Origin of the sequence: Sandarakinorhabdus limnophila DSM 17366 (assembly GCF_000420765.1) — a bacterium.
Classification (GTDB): domain Bacteria; phylum Pseudomonadota; class Alphaproteobacteria; order Sphingomonadales; family Sphingomonadaceae; genus Sandarakinorhabdus; species Sandarakinorhabdus limnophila.
Map to the genome: position 1 here is coordinate 34,126 of NZ_ATVO01000004.1, position 26,198 is coordinate 60,323.

The following is a 26,198-nucleotide window of genomic DNA, read 5'->3' on the forward strand; positions in this document are numbered from 1 at the left end:
GCAGGCCCTTTTTTTCGCCGACGCTGGCGCTCAGTTGCGCGCCTTGTCCACCAGTTGGTTCTTGGCGATCCACGGCATCATCGCCCGCAGCCGCGCACCGGTTTCCTCGATCGGATGGGCCGCCGCCGCCTTGCGGGCGGCCTTCAGCTCCGGCTGGCCGGCGCGGTTGTCGAGGATGAAGTTCTTCACGAACCGCCCGCCCTGGATATCGGCCAGCACGCGCTTCATCTCGGCCTTGGTTTCATCGGTGATGATGCGCGGGCCGGTGGTGATGTCACCATATTCGGCGGTGTTGCTGATCGAATAACGCATGTTGGCAATGCCGCCTTCATACATCAGATCTACGATCAGCTTCACTTCGTGCAGGCACTCGAAATAGGCCATTTCCGGGGCATAGCCGGCCTCGACCAGCGTTTCGAAACCGGCCTGGATCAGGTGCGAAAGCCCGCCGCACAGCACGGCCTGTTCGCCGAACAGATCAGTCTCGCACTCTTCGCGGAACGTGGTTTCGATCACGCCGGAACGGCCGCCGCCGATGGCACTGGCATAGCTCAGCGCCACGTCGTGGGCGTTGCCGCTGGCATCCTGGTGGATAGCGATCAGGCAGGGCACGCCGCCGCCCTTCTGATATTCGCTGCGCACCGTGTGGCCGGGGCCCTTGGGCGCGATCATGAACACATCAATATCGGCGCGCGGCTCGATCAGGCCGAAATGCACGTTGAGGCCGTGGGCGAACGCCAGCGCCGCGCCGGGCTTCATGTTGGCAGCCAGATCATCGGCATAGATGCCAGCCTGATGCTCATCGGGCGCCAGCACCATGATCACGTCGGCCCAGGCCGCGGCTTCGGCGTTGCTCAATACCTTGAAGCCAGCGCTTTCGGCCTTCTTGGCGGTTGCCGAACCGGCGCGCAGCGCGACGGCAACATTGGCAACGCCGGAATCGCGCAGATTCTGGGCATGGGCATGGCCCTGGCTGCCATAACCGACGATGGCGATCTTCTTGCCCTTGATCAGGCCGACATCGGCATCGGCATCATAATAAACGCGCATGGGAAGGACCTTCCTAAAGTGAGTTTGAAAATTGAGTGGGCGTTAAACCGCCTCCGCGCCCCGGGCAATCGCAACAACGCCGGTGCGGGCGACCTCGACGAGGCCCACCTCCCGCATCAGGGCGATGAACTGGTTCACCTTCTCGGATGAGCCCGACACTTCGAACACGAAGCTGGCCGTGCTGGTATCAACCGGGCGAGCGCGGAAAATATCGGCGAGGCGCAGCGCCTCGACACGCTTGTCGCCCACGCCGGCCACCTTCACCAGCGCCATCTCGCGCTCCACGTGCGGGCCCCAATCGGTCAGGTCCACCACCTTGTGCACCGGCACCAGCCGATCGAGTTGCGCCATGATCTGGTCGATCACCGGCGGCGGGCCGTTGGTGACAACAGTGATCCGGCTGACGGCATGATCATCCGAAACATCGGCCACCGTCAGGCTCTCGATATTATAACCACGCGCCGAGAACAGGCCAACGATGCGGGCCAGCACGCCGGCTTCGTTATCAACAAGGATCGACAGCGTGTGCCGTTCGGAAGGAAGATGCTTCATCAGACCAGTGCCTTCGCATCATCATCGGCCTCGCCGCGCTCATCGGCGGCCGAAAGAATCATGTCGGTATGCGACGCGCCCGACGGGATCATCGGGAAGCAGTTGGCGAGTTTTGCCACCCGGCAATCGACCATCACCGGGCCGGGGTGATCGATCATGGCCTGGATGCCAGCATCCAGATCATCCGGCCCTTCAATGGTGATGCCCTTCCAGCCATAGGCTTCGGCCAGTTTCACGAAGTCCGGCAGGCTGTCGCTATAGCTTTCACTGTAGCGGCCGCCGTGGTTCAGCTCCTGCCACTGGCGGACCATGCCCATATATTCATTGTTGATGATGAACACCTTCACCGGCAGGCGATATTGCGTCGCCGTGCCCAGTTCCTGGATGTTCATCTGGATGCTGGCTTCGCCGGCAATATCGATCACCAGTGCGCCCGGATAGGCCAGTTGCGCACCGATGGCGGCCGGCAGACCATAGCCCATGGTGCCAAGCCCGCCGCTGGTCAGCCACTTGTTGGGTTCATGGAACCCGAAATGCTGCGCCGCCCACATCTGGTGCTGGCCAACTTCGGTGGAGATGATCGGCTTCCTGGCCTTGGTCATCTCGTACAGCCGCTGGATCGCCTTCTGCGGCAGCAAGGCATCGCCCTTCTGCTCGAAGCCGAAGCTGTTGCGGCTGCGCCAGCCCTTGATCTGTTCCCACCATGCCTTTTGATCGGCTGCCCGGTGCCCGCGCGCGCGCCAGACTTTCAGCATGTCTTCCATCACGCTGCCAACGTCGCCCTGGATGGCCAGATCAACCCGCACCGTCTTGTTGAAGCTAGAACGATCGATATCAACATGGATCTTGCGGCTGGTCGGGCTGAACGCATCCAGCCGGCCCGTCACGCGATCGTCAAAACGCGCACCCAGGCACAGCATCAGGTCGCACTTGTTCATTGCCATATTGGCTTCGTAACTGCCGTGCATGCCCAGCATGCCAAGGAATTGCGGGTGATCATCGGGCACACTGCCCAACCCCATCAGTGTGGAGGTGACCGGCGCTCCGGTCGCCTTGGCCAGTTCACGCAGCAACTGGCTGGCCACCGGCCCCGAATTGATGACGCCGCCGCCGGTATAAAGAATGGGCCGCTCGGCCGCCGCCAACATGTCCACAGCGGCTTCGATGGCAGCGAGATCGCCCTTCACCTGCGGCTTGTAGGTCTTGTGGCTGATCACGCCGGGCTTGGTATAGCGGGCCTTCATGATCTGCACGTCCTTGGGGATATCGATCACCACCGGGCCGGGGCGACCGGAGCGCGCGATATAGAAGGCCTCGTGCAGCACCGGGCCGAGCCTTGCTGTCTCCTGCACCAGATAATTATGCTTGGAACAGTGGCGCGTGATGCCCACCGTGTCGCATTCCTGGAAGGCATCGGTGCCGATGAGATGCGTCGGCACCTGGCCGGTGAGCACCACCAGCGGGATCGAATCCATCAGCGCATCGGTGATGCCGGTCACGGCATTGGTGGCGCCGGGGCCGGAGGTGACGAGCACCACGCCCACCTTGCCGCTGCTGCGCGCATAGCCTTCGGCGGCATGCACGGCGGCCTGTTCATGGCGGACGAGAATATGGCGGATGCGATTCTGCTGGAACAGCGCATCATAAATCGGCAACACGGCGCCGCCGGGATAGCCAAAGACCACCTCTACCCCCAGATCGGTGAGGGCCTGCACAACAATGTCGGCGCCGGTCATTTCCGTGCCCATGATCTCTATCCCACGCAAGAACGGCCGCAGATCGGCGACCGCATGCTGTTATGGGAAGGAAAATGGCAGGTCAACCGCTTTTTGCGTAATTAAAATACGAAATGATGCCAATTGACGCAATTCTCGAATGATGGATGGCATCTGGAGCCTTCTGAAACGAAAAATGGGGCCCGGCATGCGCCAGGCCCCATCTTCTGTGCCGGAATGCCAGTCCGCTGGCAGCAGTCAGGCAGCAACGACGGTCTTGCGACGGCGCGCGGCCAAACCGACGAAGCCAAAGCCGAGCAGCAGCAGAGCCCAGCTCGACGGTTCGGGAACAACCGTCGGCGTCGGCGGGATGATGATGGTTGCCGGATCGGTGGTGGCAACGGCAAAGGCGCGATCAATCACGATGTCCTTTGATGCGCCGCCTAGGTTCGAATTGAACACGAAGGCCGTGGTGTAATAGCCGGCCTGCGTGATCTGGCCGACGCCCGAAACATTCTGCCAGACACGGCCGGGTGCGCCCGAAATGACTGCGGTGGCAGCAACTGGGGCGCCAATGATCGTGGCGCGGAAACTGGAATTGCCCGGATTGGCGAGGCCGTTGGCGGTCAGGAAATAGCTGAAGCCCAGCCGGTAATTACCGACCCGCAGATAGGTGAGCTGCGACATGGTTTCGTTGACCGACAGATCGCCAACGAAATAAGCGGCCTTGCCGCCAACCGCATCGGGGCTGGCCGAAACACTATTGTCAGCAAACACGCTCTCGCCGAAGGCGCCATTGGGGTAGCTCGCCGTGCTGTTGTAGTTGATGACGCTGGCCGGCGCGTTGCTTGGCACATTGGACTTGGTCCACTGCAGGAAGCCGCCCGTGCCAACCGCACCCGCTTCGAAACTGCCGTTCTTGATGAGGTTGGTCACCGCTGCAGCGGGAGCAGCGACCGAGGCCGCAGCCAGTACCACCGCATTGATGGCAAGATTCTTGAAGTGCATCTGAAAAAAGCTCCTGGAAACCATGATCCGGCGACCATCAATGCGTGCAGCCACACACTGAAAGACGACGTTGATCCAGCCGAATGCAACGACCGTGCCAAGAAATGCGATCATTCAATATCAAGGAGTTAAATGGTAAACTTTCGGTTAACTGTAAAGTATACCGACAGTCCCACGCGCAACCGACAATCAGGAGACGACTTCCGGCAACCCGTTCTTGCGGCGGCCAAACACGGCGCCCAGCACCACAAGGCCCAGCAGGCCGGCGATGATCGGCCCGGTGTCGCCGCTTTCCATGGCGCTGGCGGCTTGGGTCCCCGCGATACCATCCGTCGTACAGGCGGGATCCTCAGCCGGGCAATCTGCCGGCGCTACCGCGCGCGCGCTGTTTGCCAGGTTCACCATCTGGGTTGCGGCCGCCGGCTGCGCCAGCATCATCAGCATCACCAGGAAAAACCCACGCCTCAGCATCACTGTCCCCACCGCAAAACCAACGCGCAATCACTTCATCGCACCGCAACATGTCCGTCACATGACATGACGACCCCTGATAGGGGCGAAATGTCCACTATTGGTTACAGCCAGTTACGGCGCGCGCCCGGCGGTGGTTGCAGCGCGTTCAATCGGGGCAGACGCGGCTCCAGTCCGGGAACTGGTTGCGGGCCCAGGTCTGCTGCCGCTTCTGATATTGGCGGGTGACGATGAGCGCCTGCGCCATTGCGTCGTCGATGCTGCAACGCCCGGCCAGATGCGCGGCCAGTTGCGGCACCGCCAATGCCTTCATCACCGGCACCTCGGCCGGCAGCCCCAATGCCAGCAGCGCCGCCACCTCTTCGCGCGCACCCGCCGCCAGCATGGCCGCCAGCCGGCGCTCAGCCCGTGCATTCAGTTCGGCGCGCGGGCGATCGACGATGATGCCCTGCACCGCCGCCACCCCCAGGCCGCCGTCGCGGCGCTGCTGCCAATCGGCCAGTGTGCGCCCGGTCGACCGCACCACCTCCAGCGCGCGCAGGGTGCGCTGCCGATCGGCCGGCATCAGCCGGGCGGCGGCAGCGGGGTCTTCCCGTTCCAGCGCGGCGCGCGCGCTGGCGGTATCGAGCGCCCGCACCTGGGCACGCACCTGTTCGTCAATCGCCGGCACCGGTGCGAGGCCGTGCACCAGCGCTGTGAGATACATGCCAGTGCCGCCGACGATGATCGGCTGCCGGCCTGAGGCCCGCGCCGCGGCGATCTCGGCCTTGGCCAGTTCCACCCAGCGCGCCACGCTGCACACATCAGCGCCGGCGAGAACGCCATAGAGACGATGGGGCACGGCGGCTTCCTCCGCCGCCGTCGGCCGTGCCGAAACGATGGCGAGATCGCGATACAACTGGCTGGCATCGGCATTGATGATCACGCCGCCCACAGCACCACAGCCCTGGGCCGCCAGTTCAAGCGCCAGCCCAGACTTGCCCCCGGCCGTTGGCCCTGTCAGGACGGTGACCCGTTCAGGATCGAGAGAAATGGCAGACGCGCTCATCATCACCCTGGTTGCCGAAGGCGCCTTGTCGCCCGGCGATGCCTCTGCGGCAAGCGATGTCGTGCGCGGCATTGGCGCCGAAATCGTGGCGCAAAGCTGGCTGGAGGCGGGCGACGCCTACGACATCCTGGCCCGCGGCGATGCCCCCGCCATCCGCGCTGCGCTGGAAGACGCCCTGCCCGCCGTGGACGTGGTGGTGCAATCGGGCGCCACACCGCGCCGCAAGAAGCTGATCGTGGCCGACATGGATTCCACCATGATCGCCTGCGAATGCATCGATGAACTGGCCGATTATGCCGGCATCAAGGCCGAAGTCGCCGCCATCACCGAGGCGGCCATGCGCGGCGAGCTGGATTTTGCCGACGCCTTGAAGGCCCGCGTGGCGCTGCTGAAGGGCCTGCCCGTCGCCACGCTCGACCAGTGCCGCGAGGAACGCGTGCGGCTGAACCCCGGAGCGCGACAGTTGGTGCAGACGATGACCGCCAACGGCGCGCGCTCGCTGCTCGTTTCTGGCGGTTTCATGCCCTTTGCCGTGCCGGTGGCGCGCGAAATCGGGTTTGCCCGCGTGCTGGCCAATCGGCTGGATGTCACCAAGGTTGGTGATGTCGACGTGCTGGCCGGCACCGTGCCCGAACCCATTGTCGATGCCGCCGCCAAGAAGGCGCTGCTCGAAGCCGACGGCACGCCGATGCGCGCCGCGCTGGCGGTGGGCGACGGCGCCAACGATATTCCGATGATCCAGGCGGCGATGGCCGGCGGCGGGCTGGGCATCGCCTATCACGCCAAGCCGAAGGCCGCTGCCGCTGCCCAAGCCCATGTTCGCCATGGCGATCTCACCGTTCTGCTGCGCGCGCAGGGGTATCGCCGCGCCGAATGGGTGAATTAGGCCGGGAAGAGCTTCGAAGTGAGCCACGTGCCGGCCGCTGCCGTGCCGCCGGTGAGGACGGTACCCCACATCAGATCAAGCACGGTCACCTTCAGGCTCCACACTTTCAGCGTTGCATAGTTGGTGAGATCATAGGTGGCATAGCAGATGAACCCCAGCACCGCGCCCTGCAGCGCCGCCTTGGCCACGCCTTCGGTCAGTCCCGGCCACACGGCGAAATAGACGATGCCGCCAATATAGATGGCATAAAAGATCATCGCCGGTGTGAGGCGGAAACCGTTTTCCATCATCACTTCGCCGATTTCCGGCTTGTACAGGCGAGGGGCCATGTTGATCAGCCACACCGCATCAATGGCGGCAAAGGCAACAAGTGTAAGGCCATAGGCGGCAAGCATCTTGATCATGGCGCCCGCCATAGCCGCGCAGCGCCAAATTGACACCCCATTTGACAGCATCCCCCCCCATCCGCGATGCTGTGTCGCTGCCAATGCAGCAAAAGAGCGGCAAGCCGGGTCAACGGCTGTCCAATCCGGGGGAGCAACATGCACGGCGAGACGAAGAGCGGACTGTCGCGAGTGCTGGAGTGGCTGATCGTGCGCTTCTATCTCGCCATGGGCTGGAAATCCGTCGCCATCGGGCCAATCCCGCGCAAGGCGGTGATCATCGCAGCGCCGCACACGTCCAACTGGGATTTCATCTATTATATCGGCCTCACCCGCGATCTGGGCATCGAAACCAGCTTCATGGCCAAACGCCAGCTGTTCCGCTGGCCGCTGGGCCGCTTCATGCGGGAAATGGGCGGGGTGGAAGTGAACCGCGAAAAGGGCGGCAATTATGTCCAGTCGATGATCGACGAATTCAACCGGCGGGATGATTTTCTGCTCACCATCTGCCCCGAAGGCACGCGCAAATCGGTGGGCCAGTGGAAAACCGGCTTCTATCATATCGCGGTGGGCGCGCAGGTGCCGCTGATCGTGGGCATGATGGATTATGCCAAGAAAACCGGCGGGCTCGCGCTGGCCTTCATGCCCACCGGCGATTATGCCGCCGACATGGCGCGCGTGGAGGAATTCTACCGCTCCACCACCCCCAAGCATCCTGGCAAGGCAATGAAATCGATCATGGCCGCCAGTGTGCAATCCGCCGAACCTTCCACCATCGACAAGGCTGCCTGAGTTCCTCCCATGCTGATCAATCTTGGTATTACCCTCGCTGCTGTCGTTGGCCTGATGATCCTGTGCTGGCGCTACAGCGTTTCCATCCGCGATGTGTCGTTCATCGATGCCATCTGGGCCTATGGCATGGTGTTTGCCGTGGCGGTGGCGGCAATCCTGAAGGGCGGCCCGGCTGGGCCGGCTGGCTGGGCGCTGATCGTGCTGGTCGGCTTGTGGGGGCTGCGGTTGGGCACCCACCTCATCACCCGCTGGCGCCGGCTGGGCCGCGATCCGCGTTATGAGAAGATCCTGGGGCACGCCATCGAGAAACAGGGCATGAGCTTTGCCAAAGCGGCCTGGTTCCGCGCATTCGGGATGCAGGGGCCGCTGCTGTGGGGCGTGTCCCTGCCGGCGCAGGCCGGCGTGCTGGCCGATGGCGGCGCGCCGCTGCCGCTGTGGGGCGTGGCCGGCGCCGCGATCGCGCTGTTCGGCATCGCCTTTGAAAGCATCGGCGACGCCCAGCTGGAAGCCTTCCGCGCCGACCCGGCCAGCAAGGGCCAGGTGATGGACAAAGGCCTGTGGCGCTATACTCGCCACCCCAATTATTTCGGCGACTTCACCGCCTGGTGGGGCATTTTCATCGTCGGCATCGCCGCCGGCGCGCCGTGGTGGACGGTGGTGGGCCCGCTGTTCCTCAGCTTCACCCTCACCCGCTGGTCCGGCGCGCCGTTGCTGGAGCACAGCCTGAAAAAGCGCCGGCCGGGCTATGAAGACTATATCCGCCGCACTTCGGGCTTCTTCCCGCTGCCGCCGAAAAAGGACTGAACCTCACGGCCGACCAATCGCCCGCTCGAACAGCCAGACCCGTACCGCGCTCGACAGGTTGGTGGTGCGCGCCTCGTCGATTTCAGCCACCAGCGCGGCCAGCGATTTTCCATCGCTGGCCGCCGCCTCGTTCAAGGCCTGCCAGAAGATCGGTTCCAGGGTCAGGCTGGTCGAATGGCCCTGAATGGTCAGGCTGTATTTCTTCGGGCCCGTGCCCATCAATACATGTGCTGCCCGCCGTTGACCGACATGGTGGAGCCGGTGATGAAACCGGCGTCCTCGCTCACCAGAAACGCCACGGCCCGCGCGATCTCGCTGGCCTGGCCCAGCCGGCCGACCGGGATCTTGGCAACGATCTTGGCCAACACCTCAGGCGGCACCGCGGAGACCATGTCGGTATCGATATAGCCCGGCGCAATCGCGTTGGCGGTAATGCCGAACTTGGCGCCTTCCTGCGCCAGCGCCTTGGTAAAGCCGTGGATGCCCGATTTGGCGGCGGCATAGTTCACCTGGCCATATTGCCCGGCCTGGCCGTTGATCGAACCGATCTGCACGAAACGGCCGAAACCGCGCTCTTTCATGCCGGCAAACGTTGCCTTGGCCATGTTGAAACAGCCGCCCAGATTGACGCGGATCACCTCGTCCCACGCGTCCCAGCTCATCTTCATCAGCGCGCCGTCGCGGGTGATGCCGGCGTTGTTCACCACCACATCAATGTGGCCCAGCTCGGCCGCCACGGCAGCGCAACCCTGAAGGCAGGCCTCGTGATCGGCAACGTTCCATTTGTAGCTCTTGATGCCGGTCTTTTCGGTGAAAGCGCGCGCCTTGTCGTCGCTGCCGCCATAATTGGCCGCCACCGTGAAGCCCTTGTCGCGCAGCGCAATGCTGATCGCCGCGCCAATGCCGCGCGTGCCGCCCGTAACCACTGCTACCCTTGCCATATGCCGCCCATCCCTTCGTTCCCAAGACACCAACCGACGCCTGTTCAATTTGCAGGCTTGGCCAGCATCTTGGGCCGGATTTGCGGCCGATTCAATGGGGCTTTACAGCCAACCGGCCAGTTCGCGGCGCACAATGTTCTCCAGCATGGCCATGCCGGTGTCGCTGTCATTCAGGCAGGGGATATAGGCGAAATGCGTGCCGCCAGCCTCGATGAACTCGTCGCGGCCTTCCATTGCCACTTCTTCCAGCGTTTCAAGGCAATCGGCGGCAAAGCCGGGGGACACGACAGCGATTTTCTGCACGCCTTCCTTCGGCAAGTTCAGCAGCGTGTCGTCGGTATAGGGCTTCAACCATTCGGCGCGGCCAAAGCGCGACTGGAAGGTCACCTTGACCTTCATGCCCAGCGCTTCACCCAGCAGACGGCCGGTTTTCATGCACTGGCAATGATAGGGGTCGCCCGCTTCCAACGTGCGCAGCGGCATGCCGTGGAAACTGGTGAGGATCAGATCAGGCACGAAATCCAGCTTGGCAACACCATCGCGGATCGATTGCGCCAGCGCGGCGATATGATCGGGATTGTCGAAATAGGGCGCCATGGTGCGCAGCGTTGGCTGCCAGCGCATGTCCATCAACGCGCGGGCGGCATCATCCACCACCGTGGCATTGGTGGCCGCCGAATATTGCGGATACATCGGCGCCAGCAAGATGCGATCGCAGCCGGACTGCATCAGCGCCGCCAGCCGTTCAGCGATGCTGCGCGTGCCGTAACGCATGGCCCAATCCACCTGCACGGCCGCCCCCAGCCGTACCTGCAGCGCGGCGGCCTGGCGCTTGGTATACACCGTGATGGGGGAGCCTTCGTCCATCCACACCTTGGCATAATTGGCCGCGGTGGTGCGCGGGCGGATGTTCAATATCAGCAGGTTGAGGATCGGCCGCCACAGGATCTGCGGAATCTCGATCACACGGCTGTCCGACAGGAACTCGCGCAGGAAGCGTTTCACCGCCGGCACATCAGGTGCATCAGGCGAGCCGAGGTTGACCAGCAGCACGCCGATCCGCCCCGCTTTCACCGGCTTGTGATCGGCCGGCAGCGCGACCGGCGGCAGGATGAGCGGGCTGGTCATGCGGCGAAGAAGGGCAGATTGCGCCAGCGCTTGGCTGTCGCTGCAAACAGCGCATTGGCGACAGCCGGCGCGATCGGCGGCGTGCCGGGCTCGCCAATGCCGCCAGGATCAGCATCAGACCCGATGATGCGCGTGTCGATTTCAGGACAATCGGCCATGGCGACAAGCGGATAGGCGTGAAAGTTGGTCTGCACCACCTCGCCGGCGTCAAAATCGATGCGGCCAAAAAGCGCGGCAGACAGACCATAGATGATGCCGCTTTCGATTTGCGCCACCACCGTATCGGGATTGATCACTCGCCCGCAATCCACCGCCGCCCACACGCGTGTCACCCGCGGGCGCTGACCGGGAATGGCTTCCACCTCGGCAATCTGCGCGACGATGCTGCCGAAACTTTCCACCAGCGCGATACCGCGGCCCACTGCCGGATCGGTCGGGCCATCACCGCCGTCGCGGCCCAGCGGCCCACCCATTTCCAGCACCGCCTGCAACACGGCAGCGTGGCGCGGCTTGTCCTTCAGCATGGCAAGGCGGAATGCGGCGGGATCAACGGCAGCCGCGATCGCCAGCTCATCCACGAACGATTCGACAATGAAGCCGGTGAAACTGTGGCCCACGCTGCGCCAGAACCCCAGCGGCGCTGCGCAATCAGCGAGGCAATGCTGCACGCGGATATTGGGGATGGCATAGGGCAGTTCCACCGCGCCTTCGATGGCGCCGGCGCCGGCCGATGGACTGCCCATCATGCTGCCAATATTACGCCCCGCAAACGCCGCGCCAACATCCGGCACGGCAATCGCTGCGTTCCAGCCGGTGATGCCGCCGGGCGCCGCCTTGCCATGCAGGCGCGCGGCCACGGCCGGACGAAACATGTCGTGGGCGAAATCCTCTTCGCGGCTCCAGATCAATTGCACCGGGCGCCCTGCGGCGCGGGCGATCAGCGCAGCCTGGGCGCAGGCATCGCCTTCCACCTTGCGGCCGAAACCGCCGCCGATCAGCGTGGGGTGCACCACCACATCGTCGCTGCCGATATCGAGCGCACGGGCCACGGCACGGGCGGCGAGGCTGGCGCTCTGCGTGGGCGCCCAGATTTCGGCGCGATCATCCACCACGCACGCGGTGGCCGTCATCGGTTCCAGACAGGCATGAGCAAGGAAGGGAAGGCTGTATTCCGCCGTGAGCACGCCGCGCTGCAGCGCCGCCGCCACATCGCCTTCGTCGCGCACCACTTCGCCCACCGTGCCCTGCGGCCCGAACGGCTTGCCATCCGCGGCCAGCGCACCGCGCACCGCCGCGATCTGCCAGGGGCCGGGCGGGTCCTCACCCTTCTGCCATTTGATCGGCAGCGCCGTCACCGCCTTGTGCGCGGCATACCAATTGTCGGCTACGCAGGCGACAAAGCCAGCCTCCTCCACCAGCGTCACGCCGGGCGGCAGCGCTTGCTTGCCCAGCGGCGCCGGCGTGGCGCCCAGCGGCCCCTGCGCAATGGCGGCAAAGCCCATGCCGGGCAGCCGCACATCGATGCCGAATCGCGCCGATCCATCCACCTTGGCCGGAATGTCCAGCCGCAACACCGGCTGCCCGGCGAGCTTGCGCACCGTGCGCAGCGTCGGCTCCTCCGGCGCATCGTCGGGATCAAGATCAGCGATGATATCGTGGAACGGCAGGCGGTTGGCCTTGTAGATCACGAATCCACCAGCGGTATCCACCTCGGTCCAATCCACCTGCCAGCGACGGGCAGCGGCCTTCACCAGCATCTCGCGTGCCGTGGCTCCGGCCGCGCGCAGCGGCATTTCCCAGGCGCGCACGCTGTTGGAACCGCCGGTGATCTGGAAATCGAGGAAACGCGCGACGCGCTGGCCAGCGCCCATGATCAGGCTGCGCATCGGTTCCGATTGGCCGGCCGCGGCGCCCAGCGCCAGGCCGGGATTGGCATAATCCGGGCCCAGCGGCGCCGGCTCCACGCCCACGGTCTGCCAATCGGCGCCCAATTCATCGGCGATGATCTGCGCCAGTGCGGACCAGATGCCCTGACCCATTTCGGCCTGCGCCACCGCCACGGTGATGCGGCCATCGGGGCCGATCTTCAGATAGGCATTGATCAGCGATTCGTCCGGCCCCGCCGCCCAGTTCAGCCGGGCCGCACGCGGCCACACCGCCCAGCCGATGGCCAGGCCAGTGCCGGCCACCGCCGCAATCAGCAGATTGCGACGGGTAAGGCCGTTCCTGCGCGGGGCGGGTTTCAGGCTCAGGCCAATTGCCCCAGCAGATGTTCGGCTGACGACACACCGAACGCGCCGGGCGGTTCGATGTTGAGCTCGGCCACCTTGCCATCACGCACGATCATCGAAAAACGCTGGCCGCGGATGCCCATGCCATAAGCGCTGCCATCGAAGGTGAGTCCGAGCGCCTTCGAAAAATCGCCATTGCCATCGGCAATCATCGTCACCTTGCCATCGGCGTGGGCCGATTTGCCCCAGGCTGCCATCACGAAGGCATCGTTGACCGACACGCAGACGACTTCATCGACGCCATTGCGCAGAAAGGTTTCGGCATGTTCGACATAGCCAGGCAGGTGGCGGGCCGAACAGGTGGGGGTGAAGGCACCGGGCACCGAGAACAGCGCCACGGAACGGCCGCCGAACAGTTCGGCCGTCGTCACCGGGGCCGGGCCATCGGCGGTGGCCTTCACAAGGGTCATCGCCGGAATCGAATCACCAACCTTGATCGACATGTTCATTCTCCCAGGGACATATCTGCCCGGCTTTCCTAGCCGTGGCCCCAAGCCGCGTCCAGCGCGCGTGCTTGCGACCCCGACCCGCCTTTAGCGCGCGTGCTTGCTACATTGTCGGGCGTCCGGCGCCGGCCTATGGTGACCGGCGTGGAAACCCCGCCCTTTCTTTCTGGCCAGCTGCTGCTGTCGATGCCCGGCATTGGCGATGACCGGTTTGACCGCACGGCAATCGCCATGTGCCTGCACGATGAAGGCGGCGCGCTGGGCCTGGTGATCAACCGGCCGCACCCGGATCTGCGGCTGCACGCGCTGTTGGCCCAGCTCGACATCGATACCAGCGTGGTGCCCGATGCCCCGGTGCTGGAAGGCGGCCCGGTCGAACCCGGCCACGGCTTCGTGCTGCACGAGGCGGACTATTCTGCATCCGGCACGATCAGGGTTGGCAATGCCTGGGCCTTCACCTCCACGCTCGACGTGCTGCAGGCAATCGCGCGCGGTGATGGCCCCAAACGCTGGCACATGGTGATGGGCTATGCCGGCTGGGGCGCCGGCCAGCTCGACATGGAAATGCGCCAGCACGGCTGGCACCTCGCCCCCGGTGACGCCACGATCGTGTGGGACACACCGATCGAAAAACGCTGGGAACGCGCCTTCGCGCTGACGGGCGTGGCAGTGGCCAACCTGTCGGCAACACCGGGCAGAGCCTAGCCCATCAGGCGCCGCGCCGAAACGCGGCTCACCCCATCACAAACGCGTTCAGCTTGTTGCCGTCCGGATCGCGGAAATAGCCGGCGTAAAAGCCGGAATCGCCGCGCGGACCGGGTGGGCCTTCATCGGTGCCGCCATGGGCCAGGGCGATGGCGTACAGCCGGTCGACCTGGGCCTGGTCCTTCGCTTCAAACGCCACCATCACGCCATTGCCGACGCTGGCCGCATTGCCGTCGAACGGCTTCGTCGCGGCGATACCGGCCGCGCCGCCGGGCGTGCCCCAGGCGATGAAATTGTCGAACTCCATCATTCGGCCCACGCCCATCTCGGCGGCAATCGCATCATAGAATCGGGCAGCAACACCCAAATCATTGGTGCCCACGGTTACATAGCCAATCATGTTCATGCTCCCTTTGTTGCGGAACGCTCAGAACGTAACAAGAACAAATCCGAGTCGGCAAGCAGATTCCGCCCGCAGGGTTGCGTGCCTCAGGCCAACAAGCTATGGCGCGCCCTTCGCATGAACCGAACGGCCTGGCTGAAGGGCTGCCATGGCCGTTTTTGATGCGTCTTTAAAAGGAGACCGAAATGCCCAAGATGAAGACCAAGAGCGGGGTCAAGAAGCGCTTCAAGATCACCGCCACCGGCAAGGTGAAGCATGGCGTGGCCGGCAAGCGCCACCGCCTGATCAGCCACAACGCCAAATATATCCGTCAGAATCGCGGCACCGATGTGCTCGCCAAGTCCGATACCGCCCGGGTGCATGCCTGGGCGCCGTACGGTCTGAAGTAAGGGAGGACACCGATGCGTATCAAACGTGGTGTAACCACCCGCGCCAAGCACAAGCGCATTCTCGACGCCGCCAAGGGCTTTTATGGCCGCCGCAAGAACACCATCCGCATTGCGCGGCAGGCGGTGGAAAAGGCTGGCCAGTATGCCTATCGCGACCGCAAGGTAAACAAGCGCAATTTCCGCGCCCTGTGGATCCAGCGCATCAACGCCGCCGTGCGTGAAGAAGGCCTGACTTACAGCCAGTTCATGAACGGCGTGAAGATCGTTGGCCTGCAGATCGATCGCAAGGTGATGGCCGATCTGGCCATGAACCAGCCGGAAAGCTTTACCGCCATCATCGGCCAGGTGAAGGCGGCGCTGGAAGCCAAGGCCGCCTAACCCGCGCCTGCGACAGCACCGAAATGGAAAGGGCGCTCCGGCATCAGCCGGGGCGCCCTTTTTCGTTTTCGATTCAACTATTTGTTAACGTTAATCAGTTAACTTAACCCCCGAGCGGTCAGATTATTGGGTTCGGCCGCCGCCAATTCGGGGAATTTATTCATGATCACAACGCGCCTGCTGCCGCTTGCAGCCCTTGTCGCCACTTTCGCCACACCGGCCGCGGCCGTCACGCTTTCGACGCCGCTGCTCGCCGGGAACGGCCAGGCCGGCATCATGTTCGATCTGGTCGCCGGCGGCCAGGCCCTCACCATCACCGGCGGCGCTGTCAGCCTTGATGCCGGCAGCCACACGGTTGAAGTTTACACCCGTTCCGGCACTGTCGTGGGCAACCTCACCCCGGCGGGGTGGACCTTGATCAGCACCATCAACGGCATTGTTGGTGGTGGCGAAGGCACCCAGACCTTCTTCGATTTCACCGATTTCGCCATGGCCGCCGGCTCGACCACCGGCATCTACATCACGGCGGTTGTTGATTTCCCGCTCAACTATACCAACGGCACCGTTGTTGGTGGCGTGGTGGCGTCTGATGCCAACCTGTCCATCCGTTCGGGCTTCGGCCGCTCCTATGCGTTCGGCAGTGATTTCTCGCCGCGCGACTTCAACGGCAGCATTACCTACACCATCGGCGCTGGCGCCATTCCGGAACCGGCCAGCTGGGCGCTGCTGCTTGCCGGCTTCGGCCTCACTGGCGCCGTGGCCCGCCGCCGCCGCACGGCCGTTTCTGCCTGAACCTTCTCCAATCGCGAAACGCCGGGTGCCCCAAACGCCCGGCGTTTTTCTTTGTGCAGCGCGCAAGTCTTGCGTCGAACAGGGGGCTGGCTTAACCGCTGCTGCCCATGAGCATCGATCAACTGCACACCGAAACCCTCGCAGCCATTGAAGCTGCCGCCACGCCTGAGGCGCTGGAAGCCGTGCGGGTGGCCGCCATGGGCAAACAGGGCAGCATCACCGCCCTGTTGAAGACGCTGGGCGGTATGAGCCCCGACGAGCGCGCCGTGAACGGCCCGGCCTTCAACGGTCTGCGCGAAACCGTCACCGCCGCTCTGGCGGCGAAGAAGGCGGCGCTCGATGAAGCCGCGCTGAACGCCAAGCTGGCGGCCGAGCAGCAGGACATGACCCTGCCCGTCGCCCTGCCCGCCACCGGCAGCATTCACCCGGTGAGCCAGGTGATGGACGAACTCGCCGAAATCTTCGCCGATCTGGGCTTCGCCGTCGCCGATGGGCCGGAGATCGAAGACGACTGGCACAATTTCAGCGCGCTCAACATTCCGGAAAGCCACCCGGCGCGGGCGATGCACGACACCTTCTACATCGACGGCCAGCCGACAATGGTGCTGCGCACGCACACATCGCCGGTACAGATCCGCACGATGATGAGCCAGAAGCCGCCGATCCGCATCATCGCGCCCGGCCGCGTCTATCGCAGCGATTCCGATGCCACCCACACGCCGATGTTCCACCAGATCGAAGGCCTGGTGATCGACAAGGGCATCACGCTGGCGCACCTGCGCTGGACGCTGGAAACCTTCATCAAGGCCTTCTTCGAGGTGGATGACGTCGTGCTGCGCTTCCGCCCGTCCTATTTCCCGTTCACCGAACCGTCGGTGGAGGTCGATGTCGGCTACAACAGCAAGACCGGCAAGCCCGCTGGCGCTGGCCAGGTCGACAAATGGCTGGAAGTGCTGGGCAGCGGCATGGTCCACCCGCGCGTGATCGAAGCGTGCGGGCTCGATCCCAATGAATGGCAGGGCTTTGCCTTCGGCACCGGGGTCGATCGCCTCGCCATGCTGAAATATGGCCTGACCGATCTGCGCGCCTTTTTCGATGGCGACATCAAATGGCTGAAGCACAACGGCTTCTCGGCCTTTGACCTGCCCTCCATTTCTGCTGGAGCCGTCTCGTGAAGTTCTCCCTGTCCTGGCTCAAGGACCATCTCGACACCAACGCCAGCGTCGATGAAATCGCCGCCGCGCTAACCGGTTGCGGCCTGGAAGTGGAAGGCATCGAGAACCCGGCGGAAGCGCTGGGTGCCTTCACCATAGCCCATGTGCTCATCGCCGAGCGCCACCCGCAGGCCGACAAGTTGCAGGTATTGAGCGTCGATACCGGCAGCGGCGACCCTATGCAGGTGGTGTGCGGTGCGCCCAACGCGCGCGCGGGCATGAAGGGCGTTTTCGGCGCGCCCGGCACCTATGTTCCGGGTAGCGGCATCACGCTGAAGGTGGCGGCGATCCGCGGCGTCGAATCGAAGGGCATGATGTGTTCCATGCGCGAGCTGGAACTGTCGGACGAGCATGACGGCATCATCGCCCTGCCCGACGATGCGCCGGTGGGCGCGCGCTATGTCGATTGGGCCGGGATGAATGATCCGGTGTTCGATATCGCCATCACGCCGAACCGGCAGGAGTGCCTGGGGATTCTTGGCATTGCGCGCGATCTGGCGGCGGCTGGCATCGGCACGCTGAAAGCCCGCACGATTGCGACGGTGGCCGGCAGCTTCCCGATGCCGCGTCCGATCAAAGTGGAAGACGCCGAAGGCTGCCCCGCCTTCGCCGGCCGCGTGGTGCGCGGCGTGACCAACGGCCCGTCGCCGGACTGGCTGCAACGCCGCCTGCGTGCCGTGGGCCTGCGTCCGATCTCGGCGCTGGTCGACATCACCAACTTCCTGAGCATCGATTCGGGCCGCCCGCTGCACGTTTATGACGTGGCGAAATTGAACGGCGGCCTCACCGCGCGCCGTGCCCGTGCCGGCGAAAGCGTGCTGGCGCTGAACGGCAAGACCTATGCGCTCGATGAAACCATGACCGTCATCGCCGACGATGCGGAAGTGCATGACATCGGCGGCATCATGGGCGGCGAGCACAGCGGCTGCTCCGAAACCACAACCGACGGGCTGATTGAATCGGCTTATTTCACGCCGGAACGCATCGGCACCAGCGGCCGCGCACTCGGCATCAACTCGGATGCCCGCGCCCGGTTCGAGCGCGGCGTTGATCCGCTGTTCGTTGTGCCCGGCCTTGAACTGGCCACCCAGATGGTGCTCGATCTGTGTGGCGGTGAAGCGTCGGAAATGGTTGTCGCCGGCCAGATTCCCGACACCAGCCGCAGCATCGCCTATCGCCCATCACGCGTGCTCGGCTTGGCTGGGCTGGATGTGGCCGAAGATGAACAGGCCGCTATCCTCACCCGCCTGGGCTTCGGCGTCACGCGCGGCGATTTTTGGCAAGTTTCCGTGCCGTCCTGGCGGCGCGATGTCGATGGCGAGGCCGATCTGGTCGAGGAAGTCGTGCGCATCCACGGCCTCGACAAGGTGCCCGCCACGCCGCTGCCGCGCGCTGAAGGCGTTGCCGCACCGACCGCCACTCCGCTGCAGCGCACCCAGCGCCGCCTGCGCCGCGTGCTGGCCAGCCGCGGCCATGACGAAGCCATCACCTGGAGCTTCCTGCCGCCGGCCGAGGCCGATGCCTTCGGCGGCGCCGCGTTCAACCTTGCCAACCCGATCTCGGCCGACATGGCCGCCATGCGCCCCAGCTTGCTGCCCGGGCTGCTGTCCGCCGCCGCCCGCAACATGGATCGCGGCGCATCCTCCGTGCGCCTGTTCGAACTCGGCCAGCGTTACCTCGCCGACGCCGAGCGCCCAACCGCTGCCATCCTGATGGCCGGCGAAGCCCGGGGGCGCGACTGGCGCTCCGGCCCGGCGACCAAGCCCGACGCCTATGACGCCAAGGCCGAAGCCCTCGCAGCGCTCGCGGCACTGGGCGCACCGGTGCAGCGCCTGCAGGTCGCCGCCCCGGCGGACGGCTGGTGGCATCCCGGCCGCGCGGGCCGACTGGTGCTGGGCAAGGTGGCATTGGCCGATTTCGGCATCATCCACCCCCGCACCTCGGCGCAGTTCGACGTGAAGGGGCCGGTGGCCGCCGTCGAACTCTATCTCGATGCCCTGCCGCCGCGCAGCCGCAAGCGCGAGGCCTGGGCGCCCAGCCCGCTCTTGCCGCTCAGCCGCGATTTCGCCTTCGTGGTGGATGAAAGCCTGCCCGCCGACAGCCTGCTGCGCGCCGTGGCCGGTGCCGACAAGGTGCTGATCGCCGGGGTGCGCCTGTTCGATCGCTATGCCGGGCCGGGCATCGAACCGGGCAAGCTCAGCCTTGCGGTGGAAGTCACGTTGCAGCCCACCACCGCCACGCTCACTGAAGCCGAGATCGAAGCGGTCTCGGCCAAGGTGATCGCGGCGGCCGGCAAGCTGGGGGCGTCCTTGCGGGGTTGAACCCGCTTTTGCTGCCCCCTTTCGCTGCACCGGCGCTTTGCCCTATGGTGCAACGGAGCGGGCACCTTGGCCCCGCGTAATGTGCCCGGAGCCGATGGCCCCCTTCCCCTGGCTGGACGCCGCGATCATCGCTGGCCTGATCCTGCTCAACGGCTTTTTTGCCATGTCGGAACTCGCCATCGTCTCGGCCCGGCGGCCGCGGCTGCGCGGACTGGCTGAACGGGGTTCCAGCGGTGCCCGCACCGCGCTGGCGCTAGCCGAGGGTTCAAGCCGTTTCCTGTCGGGCGTGCAGATCGGCATCACTTTGGTGGGCATCATCAACGGCGCCTATTCCGGTGCCACGCTGGCGGTGCCGGTGGGCGATCGGCTGGCGCTGTGGTTTGGCCTGCCGGCGCATCTGGCCGAAGAAACCGGCTTTGCCGTGGTGATCGTGATCGCCACCTATCTGTCGCTGATTGTCGGCGAACTCGTGCCAAAGCAGTTCGCGCTGCGCAGCCCCGAAGCCATTGCCGTGCGGGTCGCGCCGATCATGGTGCTGTTCGCGCGCGTCACCACGCCGTTCGTGTGGCTGCTCGACCGGTCGAGTCACTTCGTCTTCCGCGTGCTGGGCCAGAGCCGCGAGGGCGACCAGACGGTGACGGAAGAAGAGCTGCGCTCCGTCGTGGCCGAAGCCACCACCGCCGGCGTGATCGACGCCGAGGAAAGCGACATGATTTCGGGCATCATGCGCCTGGCCGATCGGCGAGTGCGCGGCGTGATGACACCGCGCGGCGAAGTCGAATGGATCGATGCCGATGCCGATGAAGCCGTGGTGCGCGCGCGCCTCGCGGCCACCCCGCACAGCCGCATCCTGGTGGCGCGCGGCGGCGTGGACAACATCATCGGCGTGCTGCAGGCGCGCGACGTGGTGCAGGCGCTGATCGAAGGCAAGCCGCTTGATCTGGCGGCGCTGGCGCGGCAGGCACCGGTGCTGCCCGACGTGGTGGATGCCGTCGAAGCGCTCAATGCGCTGCGCGATGCCGATATCCCGATGGCGCTGGTGCATGATGAATATGGCCATTTCGAAGGCATCGTGACGCCGTCTGACGTGCTGTCGGCCATTGCCGGCGCCTTCCGCAGCGATGTTGATGATCATGATGATCCGCCCGCCGTGGAGCGTGATGACGGCAGCTGGCTGATATCGGGCGCGCTGCCGGTGGATGAACTCGCCCACCGGCTGGGCGTGCCACTGCCCGAAGACCGCGATTATGAGACGGTGGCTGGCCTGGCGCTGGAACAGTTGCGCCACCTGCCGCAAACCGGCGAAAAGTTCCGGGTGGGGCCGTGGCAGTTCGAGATCATCGACATGGATGGCCGCAAGATCGACAAGCTGCTGGCCAGCCGGGGGAGTAACGGAGGGGCGGCATGAAACTGATGGCGTTATTGATGCTGGCACAGGCCCTGATCGCCGCCACACCGCCACAGCCGAAGAAGGTGATTCTGGATCAGGACGCCTATCCCGAAGCCGCCCGCGATGCCGGGGTGGAAGGCGATATCGCCTTTGATCTGGCCATCGACGCCAAGGGCGTCATCACCGGCTGCACGGTGACCAAGGGCGCCGATCAGCCCTTCAATCTTGCTGCCGATGCCTGCGCGCTGGCCAGGGCCAATTGGAAGTTCCTGCCGGCACGCGATGAGGCTGGCAAGAAAGTGCTGGGCACCGTGCATTATGCAATCGCCTTCCGCATTTCCCGGCGCTGTCCACCGCCCGATGGGCAGACGGTCTGCGTGTTTCTCTAGGCCGGGCGATAAACCAGCGCCATCGCGCCGCCGCTGAAGCTGCGCGCGCTCACCAGTTGCAGGTCGAGCGGCTGGGGCAATCCGGCGAACAGCGCCACACCGGACCCAAGCGCCACCGGGCAGACCATCAGCTGAAATTCATCAACCAGCCTGCTGGCAGCCAACGCTTGGGCAAAGCCTGCGCCGCCCAGCACCCTGATGTCCCCACCGGGCTGCGCCTTCCAGTGCGCGATCACGTCGACCAGATCGCCGCTGGCGATGAACGGGGCGGCCCACGATCCGTCGGCATCCGGCGCAGCCGGACGGCTGCGGCTGAACACCAGCTTGGGCGTGGCATTCATCACGGCGGCAAACGGCGATTCAGCGGTGGGCCAGTATTGCGCCATGTCGCCAAAAGACCGGCTGCCCATGGCGATCAGGCCGGCCTGATCCAGTTGCGCGACGACCCAGGCATCGGTCGCATCATCCCCGCTGCGAAAGATCCAGTCCTCGTTGCCGGTGCCGCTGCTGACAAAGCCATCCAGCGACACGAACATGCCGAGGACGACACGGCGCGTCAGCGATTCAGCCCTGGCTCTTCTCGGTACCGGCATAAGGCGGAACCGAGGGCGCGCGTTCATCAAGATTGACCCACAGGGCAAGACACGCTGCCATCAGCACCGCAATGCCGCCCGCCAGCAGCGCCGGCCGGCGGTTGCCAAGGCTGCCGGGGCCATCAGGCAGCATCGGCGCCAGCAGTGCCAGCACCGGGATCAGCAGCGGCACGGTGGCATAGGGCATGGGCGCGCCGATGCCGAGGAAGGCGAAGTGGAACAATTCCGCCCCAAGCGCCAAGCCGGGGATGGCCAGCAGTGCCGCCGGGGCGACCTGCGCCATACCAGACGCACCGGGCCGAGCGCCCAGCACCGCAGCAATGGCCGCCAGCAGCGCCGGCCAGGCCAGCACGGGCCCGGCACCGGGCAGCACGATCTGCGCAACCAGCGCGCCTGCAAAGCACAGCGCCGCCCAGGCGAGCCAGCGATCCCACAGGCTGCCGGCCGGCGCGGCGGCCAGGAACAACAGCACCGCCAGCGCCGCCAGCGCCGCAACCACTTCCAGCCGCCGCAGGGCGGCAAGCCGGTCATAATATTCGGCACCGACGCTACCCGACAGCAGGTTGAGACCGAACATCAGCACCCCGGCGATTATCAGCGCCAGCACGGCCTGGCCCAGCGCCATCAGCATGCCGCCCAGAGTCCATTCGCCCCGCCGCCAGACCGCCGCCAGAACGAGCAAGCCGGCAATGCCCGCAAGCAGCACCCAGCCGGTGGCCGGGAAATAGGCGATGATGCCCACAAAGGGCGCACTGGCGAACACGGCGTTTTCTGTGCGGGCGGGCAGTTCGGGGACGGTGACGAGATCACGGGTGATGGCCAGCGCGCTGTCCCCCAGATGCTGCAGCGCGCCCTGATCCAGGCGCTCTGCGGTCATCAATGGGCTGTGATAGCCCCAGGCATCGCCGATGAAGGCAAAATTCAATCCGGCCTGTCCGCGCAGTTTCACCGGTGTGAAATCCGTATCGTTGGGCAGGCTTTCATAAAGGGTAACAGCAAGGCTGCTCGCCGATGCGCCCGGCGCGACGGCAGCGAGGCGGCGCACCAGTTCGCCGTTCTTTGGCCCGGTCTGGAACATCATCGCCCGGCCGCCGCCGCCGCGCGCTTCCAGATTGATCGTCACGCCGATGCGCGCCGCAATCGGATCGGCCGCCGCACCCGGCGCAAAGATGGCGCGGGCGCCGACCAGGCCCAGTTCTTCGGCATCGGTGAACAGCAGCACCAGATCGCGGGCCTGCGTGGCCTGCGGAATGGCACGCGCCACTTCCAGCGCGGCGGCGACACCGGCGATATCATCGGCCGCACCGGGCGAGGCCCACACCGAATCATGATGCGCCAGCAGCGCGACCGCCGGTGCAGCGGGATCCTTGCCGGCGCGCACCGCGACAAGGCTGATGGCGGGTGCATTGGGGTTGCCGCCCCATTTTGCCAGCCGCTGCGCCGGCTTTTCGGCAAGCGGTGTGACGACACGGCGGGTGGTGAAGCCCAGCTCGGTCAGCCGGCGTTCCATTTCGGCAATGGCCGCCAGATTGGCCGGGGTGCCGGTGGGGTGCGGTTCACGCGCCAGCACCCGCACATCGGCCATGGCACGGCCGGCGCTGAACTGATCGGCGGGCGCATTGGCATCAACCGGCGTCGGCGTCTGGATTGTCCACCAGCCAAGCAGCAGCCCGGCCGCCAGGGTAGCCAAGAAAAGCGGCCAACGGCTCACGCGCTATTTCGCGCCGAGCTTCTGCGCCTGGTTCCAGGCCAGATCAGCCAGCGCCTCGAAGCCTTCGGCGGATTTCTTGGCGTGGGCGCTGGTGGCCGTGCCGCGGATCACGCGGCCCTTGATGCCATGAATGATGCCGGCCAGCCGGAACATGTTGTAGGCGACATAGAAATCGATGTCGGGAATGCCGTCGCGACCGGTGCGGCGGCAATAGGCGTCGATATATTCCTTCTCGGATGGCAGGCCCATCGCTTCCAGATCATTGCCCACCAGCCCCGTCGTGGTGCTGGGCGGCATGCGGTACATCATCAAATGATAGGAAAAATCGGCGAGCGGGTGGCCCAGCGTCGAAAGTTCCCAATCCAACACCGCCAGCACGCGGGGCTCGGTCGGGTGGAAGATCATGTTATCACAGCGATAATCGCCGTGAACAACAGACACTTCGTCGCCCGGCGGGATGTTGGCCGGCAACCATTCCACCAATTTGTCCATCGGGCCGTAACGCCCGGCGTCGACATCTTCCAGATACTGCTTCGACCAGCGCCCGATCTGCCGCGCGAAATAATTGCCCGGCTTGCCGAAATCGCCGAGCCCAGCCGCCACCGGATCGATCATGTGCAGATCGGCCATCGTCTTGTTCATGGCGTCGAAATAGGCGCGGCGCTCGGGCTTGGGCACGTTGGGGAAGGTCGTGTCCCAGATCACCCGGCCGTCGACACAGTCCATGATGTAGAACCAGGTGCCGATCACGTCATTGTCCTGGCACAGGCCAAAGGTGCGGGCGACGGGGAAGCCCTGCGCGTACAGCGCGGTGATCACCTTGTATTCGCGGTCCACCGCGTGAGCAGAGGGCAGCAACTGGCCTGGCGGCTTGCGGCGCAGCACATAATTCTGGCCGGGCGTGATCAGCTTGTAGGTCGGGTTGGATTGCCCGCCCTTGAATTGTTCGATGCTCAGCGGGCCAGCATAGCCTTCAACGTTGGCCTGCATCCACTCAGCGAGCCGGCCGGCGTCGATCTCCTGGCCGGGCCGCACCGCGCTGGTGCCCGAAAATTGCTCTTGCCGATCGCTCATCGCGCCTCTCCCGAAACGGCGGAATCAGGCGGTCTTGCCGATATCCCGCCGGAAATGGCCGCCGTGCCATCTTATCTTGCGAATAGCCGCATAGGCCAGCGCGCGCGCCTCGGAAATATCATGGCCCAGCGCCGTGATGTTGAGCACGCGGCCGCCGGCGGCCACCAGCCTTCCATCCTCGCTGCGCTTGGTGCCGGCGTGGAACACGTGGCAGCCCAAGGCTTCGGCCGCGCTGATCCCATCGATCACCGTGCCGGCCACAGGCCGCCACGGATAGCCCTTGGCGGCCATCACCACCGTCACCGCCGCATCCTTGCTCCACACCGGATCAACCGCGGCAAGGCTGCCGGTCGCGGCCGCCCACATCAGTTCGACGGCATCGGATTCCAGCCGCAGCATCAGCACCTGCGCTTCGGGATCACCCAGCCGCACGTTGTATTCGATCAGCATCGGGCCATCGGCCGTCAGCATCAGCCCAGCATAGAGGAAACCCTGAAACGGCGTCCCGCGTGCCTTCATCGCGGCCAGAGTCGGCAGCACGATCTGCTCCATCGCTTGGGCTTGCAGGGCCGGCGTCAGGCGCGGACTCGGCGAAATCGCGCCCATGCCGCCGGTGTTCGGGCCTTCATCGCCATCGCGCAGCCGCTTGTGATCCTGCGCCGTCGGCAGCACCCGCACCGTCTCGCCATCGGTGAGGATGAACAGGCTGGCTTCCGGCCCTTCCAGGCACTGTTCCACCACCACCGGGCCATGGATTTCGGCCAGCGCGGCGAGGCCTTCCTCGTTGGATTCGGCCACCGTCACGCCCTTGCCGCCGGCCAGGCCATCGGCCTTCACGACGACGGGCAGCGGGTGGACGGCAACATAATGATGGGCATCGGCCGCACTGGCGAAACGCCGGAAGCGGGCGGTGGGAATGTCGTGCTTGGCACACAGATCCTTGGTGAAGCCCTTGGAGGCCTCGAGCTCCGCAGCTGCTGCCGATGGGCCAACCACCGGCACACCGGCGCTGCGCAACGCATCGGCGACGCCAGCGACCAGCGGCGCTTCCGGACCGACCACAACCAGCGCGATGCCATTGGCCGCGACGAAATCCACCACGGCCTTGGGGTTGGTCACGTCCAGCGCCACGCAACTCGCAACCTCGGCAATGCCGGCATTGCCCGGCGCGCACAGCAGCCGCCCGCAGCGCGGTGACTGCCTCAGCTTCCAGCACAGCGCATGCTCGCGGCCACCGCCGCCCAGCACAAGGATATCAACAGATTCGGGGCATGCACTCATGGGCCCTTCCCTATCATGCCAAAATGTCGCGGCAAGGCGCTTT

Annotated in this window: 28 protein-coding genes; 11 read left to right on the top strand and 17 right to left on the bottom strand. The window is 65.1% G+C overall.

Features of this window, described 5'->3' with window-relative positions:
• Positions 1–30: 30 nt before the first annotated feature.
• The 6 genes from ilvC to miaA form a co-directional block, all read right to left on the bottom strand.
• Positions 31–1,050 carry a ketol-acid reductoisomerase gene (gene ilvC, locus G566_RS0103365; protein ID WP_022679272.1) on the bottom strand — a complete coding sequence of 340 codons (1,020 nt, stop codon included), beginning with the start codon at positions 1,048–1,050 and terminating at the stop codon, positions 31–33.
• A gap of 42 nt (positions 1,051–1,092) precedes the next feature.
• Positions 1,093–1,602, bottom strand: coding sequence for an acetolactate synthase small subunit (gene ilvN / locus G566_RS0103370; protein WP_022679273.1), 510 nt, complete (start codon positions 1,600–1,602; stop codon positions 1,093–1,095).
• Positions 1,602–3,350 carry an acetolactate synthase 3 large subunit gene (locus G566_RS0103375; protein ID WP_022679274.1) on the bottom strand — a complete coding sequence of 583 codons (1,749 nt, stop codon included), beginning with the start codon at positions 3,348–3,350 and terminating at the stop codon, positions 1,602–1,604. Before G566_RS0103375 ends, ilvN begins: the two co-directional genes overlap by 1 nt.
• A gap of 225 nt (positions 3,351–3,575) precedes the next feature.
• Positions 3,576–4,325: a PEPxxWA-CTERM sorting domain-containing protein gene (locus G566_RS15740; protein ID WP_243442403.1), complete on the bottom strand. Its 750-nt coding sequence runs from the start codon at positions 4,323–4,325 to the stop codon at positions 3,576–3,578.
• Between the two features lie 189 nt (positions 4,326–4,514).
• Complete coding sequence (locus tag G566_RS0103385; RefSeq protein WP_022679276.1) at positions 4,515–4,796, bottom strand: hypothetical protein; 282 nt, start codon at positions 4,794–4,796, stop codon at positions 4,515–4,517.
• A 148-nt stretch (positions 4,797–4,944) separates the two neighbouring features.
• On the bottom strand, positions 4,945–5,847 hold the full coding sequence (gene miaA / locus G566_RS0103390) for a tRNA (adenosine(37)-N6)-dimethylallyltransferase MiaA (RefSeq protein ID WP_419185333.1): 903 nt from the start codon (positions 5,845–5,847) through the stop codon (positions 4,945–4,947).
• Between miaA and serB the strand changes: the two genes are divergently transcribed.
• Positions 5,828–6,730 carry a phosphoserine phosphatase SerB gene (gene serB / locus G566_RS0103395; RefSeq protein ID WP_029131200.1) on the top strand — a complete coding sequence of 301 codons (903 nt, stop codon included), beginning with the start codon at positions 5,828–5,830 and terminating at the stop codon, positions 6,728–6,730. The genes miaA and serB overlap by 20 nt on opposite strands.
• Here the strand turns inward: serB and G566_RS0103400 are convergent.
• Entirely contained in the window at positions 6,727–7,134 is a 408-nt protein-coding gene (locus tag G566_RS0103400) for a DUF2177 family protein (RefSeq protein ID WP_029131201.1), read from the bottom strand. The two genes, serB and G566_RS0103400, sit on opposite strands and share 4 nt — an antisense overlap.
• A 138-nt stretch (positions 7,135–7,272) precedes the next feature.
• On the opposite strand from G566_RS0103400, the gene G566_RS13380 reads away from it, so the two are divergent.
• The gene (locus tag G566_RS13380) at positions 7,273–7,905 is read left to right on the top strand and encodes a lysophospholipid acyltransferase family protein (RefSeq protein ID WP_022679280.1); all 633 of its coding nucleotides are present in this window, start codon (positions 7,273–7,275) and stop codon (positions 7,903–7,905) included.
• 9 nt (positions 7,906–7,914) lie between these two features.
• Positions 7,915–8,709, top strand: coding sequence for a DUF1295 domain-containing protein (locus tag G566_RS0103410; protein ID WP_022679281.1), 795 nt, complete (start codon positions 7,915–7,917; stop codon positions 8,707–8,709).
• A gap of 3 nt (positions 8,710–8,712) precedes the next feature.
• On the opposite strand, the gene G566_RS0103415 is transcribed toward G566_RS0103410, so the two are convergent.
• From G566_RS0103415 to G566_RS0103435, 5 genes are all read right to left on the bottom strand, one after another.
• Positions 8,713–8,928, bottom strand: coding sequence for a ribbon-helix-helix domain-containing protein (locus G566_RS0103415; RefSeq protein WP_022679282.1), 216 nt, complete (start codon positions 8,926–8,928; stop codon positions 8,713–8,715).
• Positions 8,928–9,650, bottom strand: coding sequence for an acetoacetyl-CoA reductase (gene phbB, locus G566_RS0103420; RefSeq protein ID WP_022679645.1), 723 nt, complete (start codon positions 9,648–9,650; stop codon positions 8,928–8,930). The genes G566_RS0103415 and phbB overlap by 1 nt, the downstream gene beginning before the upstream one ends.
• A gap of 102 nt (positions 9,651–9,752) precedes the next feature.
• Complete coding sequence (gene hemH, locus G566_RS0103425) at positions 9,753–10,778, bottom strand: ferrochelatase (protein WP_040605376.1); 1,026 nt, start codon at positions 10,776–10,778, stop codon at positions 9,753–9,755.
• Positions 10,775–12,967 carry a xanthine dehydrogenase family protein molybdopterin-binding subunit gene (locus G566_RS0103430; protein ID WP_022679283.1) on the bottom strand — a complete coding sequence of 731 codons (2,193 nt, stop codon included), beginning with the start codon at positions 12,965–12,967 and terminating at the stop codon, positions 10,775–10,777. Before G566_RS0103430 ends, hemH begins: the two co-directional genes overlap by 4 nt.
• Before the next feature lie 59 nt (positions 12,968–13,026).
• Positions 13,027–13,512, bottom strand: a complete 486-nt coding sequence (locus tag G566_RS0103435) for a peroxiredoxin (RefSeq protein ID WP_029131204.1) — start codon at positions 13,510–13,512, stop codon at positions 13,027–13,029.
• Positions 13,513–13,659: 147 nt separating this feature from the next.
• On the opposite strand from G566_RS0103435, the gene G566_RS0103440 reads away from it, so the two are divergent.
• A complete protein-coding gene (locus G566_RS0103440; protein WP_029131205.1) occupies positions 13,660–14,220 on the top strand; it encodes a YqgE/AlgH family protein in 561 nt (186 codons plus the stop codon).
• Positions 14,221–14,248: 28 nt separating this feature from the next.
• Here G566_RS0103440 and G566_RS0103445 read toward each other — a convergent pair whose 3' ends face one another.
• Complete coding sequence (locus tag G566_RS0103445; protein WP_029131206.1) at positions 14,249–14,620, bottom strand: VOC family protein; 372 nt, start codon at positions 14,618–14,620, stop codon at positions 14,249–14,251.
• A 188-nt stretch (positions 14,621–14,808) separates the two neighbouring features.
• On the opposite strand from G566_RS0103445, the gene rpmI reads away from it, so the two are divergent.
• The 7 genes from rpmI (at position 14,809) to G566_RS0103480 (ending at position 21,496) form a co-directional block, all read left to right on the top strand.
• The gene (gene rpmI / locus G566_RS0103450; protein WP_017666847.1) at positions 14,809–15,012 is read left to right on the top strand and encodes a 50S ribosomal protein L35; all 204 of its coding nucleotides are present in this window, start codon (positions 14,809–14,811) and stop codon (positions 15,010–15,012) included.
• Between the two features lie 12 nt (positions 15,013–15,024).
• Positions 15,025–15,390, top strand: a complete 366-nt coding sequence (rplT, locus tag G566_RS0103455) for a 50S ribosomal protein L20 (protein WP_022679287.1) — start codon at positions 15,025–15,027, stop codon at positions 15,388–15,390.
• Between the two features lie 162 nt (positions 15,391–15,552).
• Entirely contained in the window at positions 15,553–16,182 is a 630-nt protein-coding gene (locus G566_RS13385; protein WP_022679288.1) for a PEPxxWA-CTERM sorting domain-containing protein, read from the top strand.
• 107 nt (positions 16,183–16,289) lie between these two features.
• Positions 16,290–17,357, top strand: a complete 1,068-nt coding sequence (gene pheS / locus G566_RS0103465; protein WP_022679289.1) for a phenylalanine--tRNA ligase subunit alpha — start codon at positions 16,290–16,292, stop codon at positions 17,355–17,357.
• Positions 17,354–19,717, top strand: a complete 2,364-nt coding sequence (gene pheT / locus G566_RS0103470; RefSeq protein WP_022679290.1) for a phenylalanine--tRNA ligase subunit beta — start codon at positions 17,354–17,356, stop codon at positions 19,715–19,717. Before pheS ends, pheT begins: the two co-directional genes overlap by 4 nt.
• Before the next feature lie 94 nt (positions 19,718–19,811).
• A complete protein-coding gene (locus G566_RS0103475) occupies positions 19,812–21,125 on the top strand; it encodes a hemolysin family protein (protein WP_022679291.1) in 1,314 nt (437 codons plus the stop codon).
• The gene (locus G566_RS0103480; protein ID WP_022679292.1) at positions 21,122–21,496 is read left to right on the top strand and encodes a TonB family protein; all 375 of its coding nucleotides are present in this window, start codon (positions 21,122–21,124) and stop codon (positions 21,494–21,496) included. The genes G566_RS0103475 and G566_RS0103480 overlap by 4 nt, the downstream gene beginning before the upstream one ends.
• Here the strand turns inward: G566_RS0103480 and G566_RS0103485 are convergent.
• Genes G566_RS0103485 through purD form a run of 4 tightly spaced genes read right to left on the bottom strand, consistent with a single transcriptional unit; the run spans position 21,493 to position 26,155 of the window.
• Positions 21,493–22,116, bottom strand: a complete 624-nt coding sequence (locus tag G566_RS0103485) for a dihydrofolate reductase family protein (RefSeq protein WP_243442404.1) — start codon at positions 22,114–22,116, stop codon at positions 21,493–21,495. The two genes, G566_RS0103480 and G566_RS0103485, sit on opposite strands and share 4 nt — an antisense overlap.
• Complete coding sequence (locus G566_RS0103490; protein WP_022679294.1) at positions 22,061–23,800, bottom strand: M20/M25/M40 family metallo-hydrolase; 1,740 nt, start codon at positions 23,798–23,800, stop codon at positions 22,061–22,063. The genes G566_RS0103485 and G566_RS0103490 overlap by 56 nt, the downstream gene beginning before the upstream one ends.
• Before the next feature lie 3 nt (positions 23,801–23,803).
• A complete protein-coding gene (locus tag G566_RS0103495; protein WP_022679295.1) occupies positions 23,804–24,874 on the bottom strand; it encodes a phosphotransferase family protein in 1,071 nt (356 codons plus the stop codon).
• A gap of 24 nt (positions 24,875–24,898) precedes the next feature.
• Positions 24,899–26,155, bottom strand: a complete 1,257-nt coding sequence (purD, locus tag G566_RS0103500) for a phosphoribosylamine--glycine ligase (RefSeq protein ID WP_022679296.1) — start codon at positions 26,153–26,155, stop codon at positions 24,899–24,901.
• Positions 26,156–26,198: the final 43 nt, after the last annotated feature.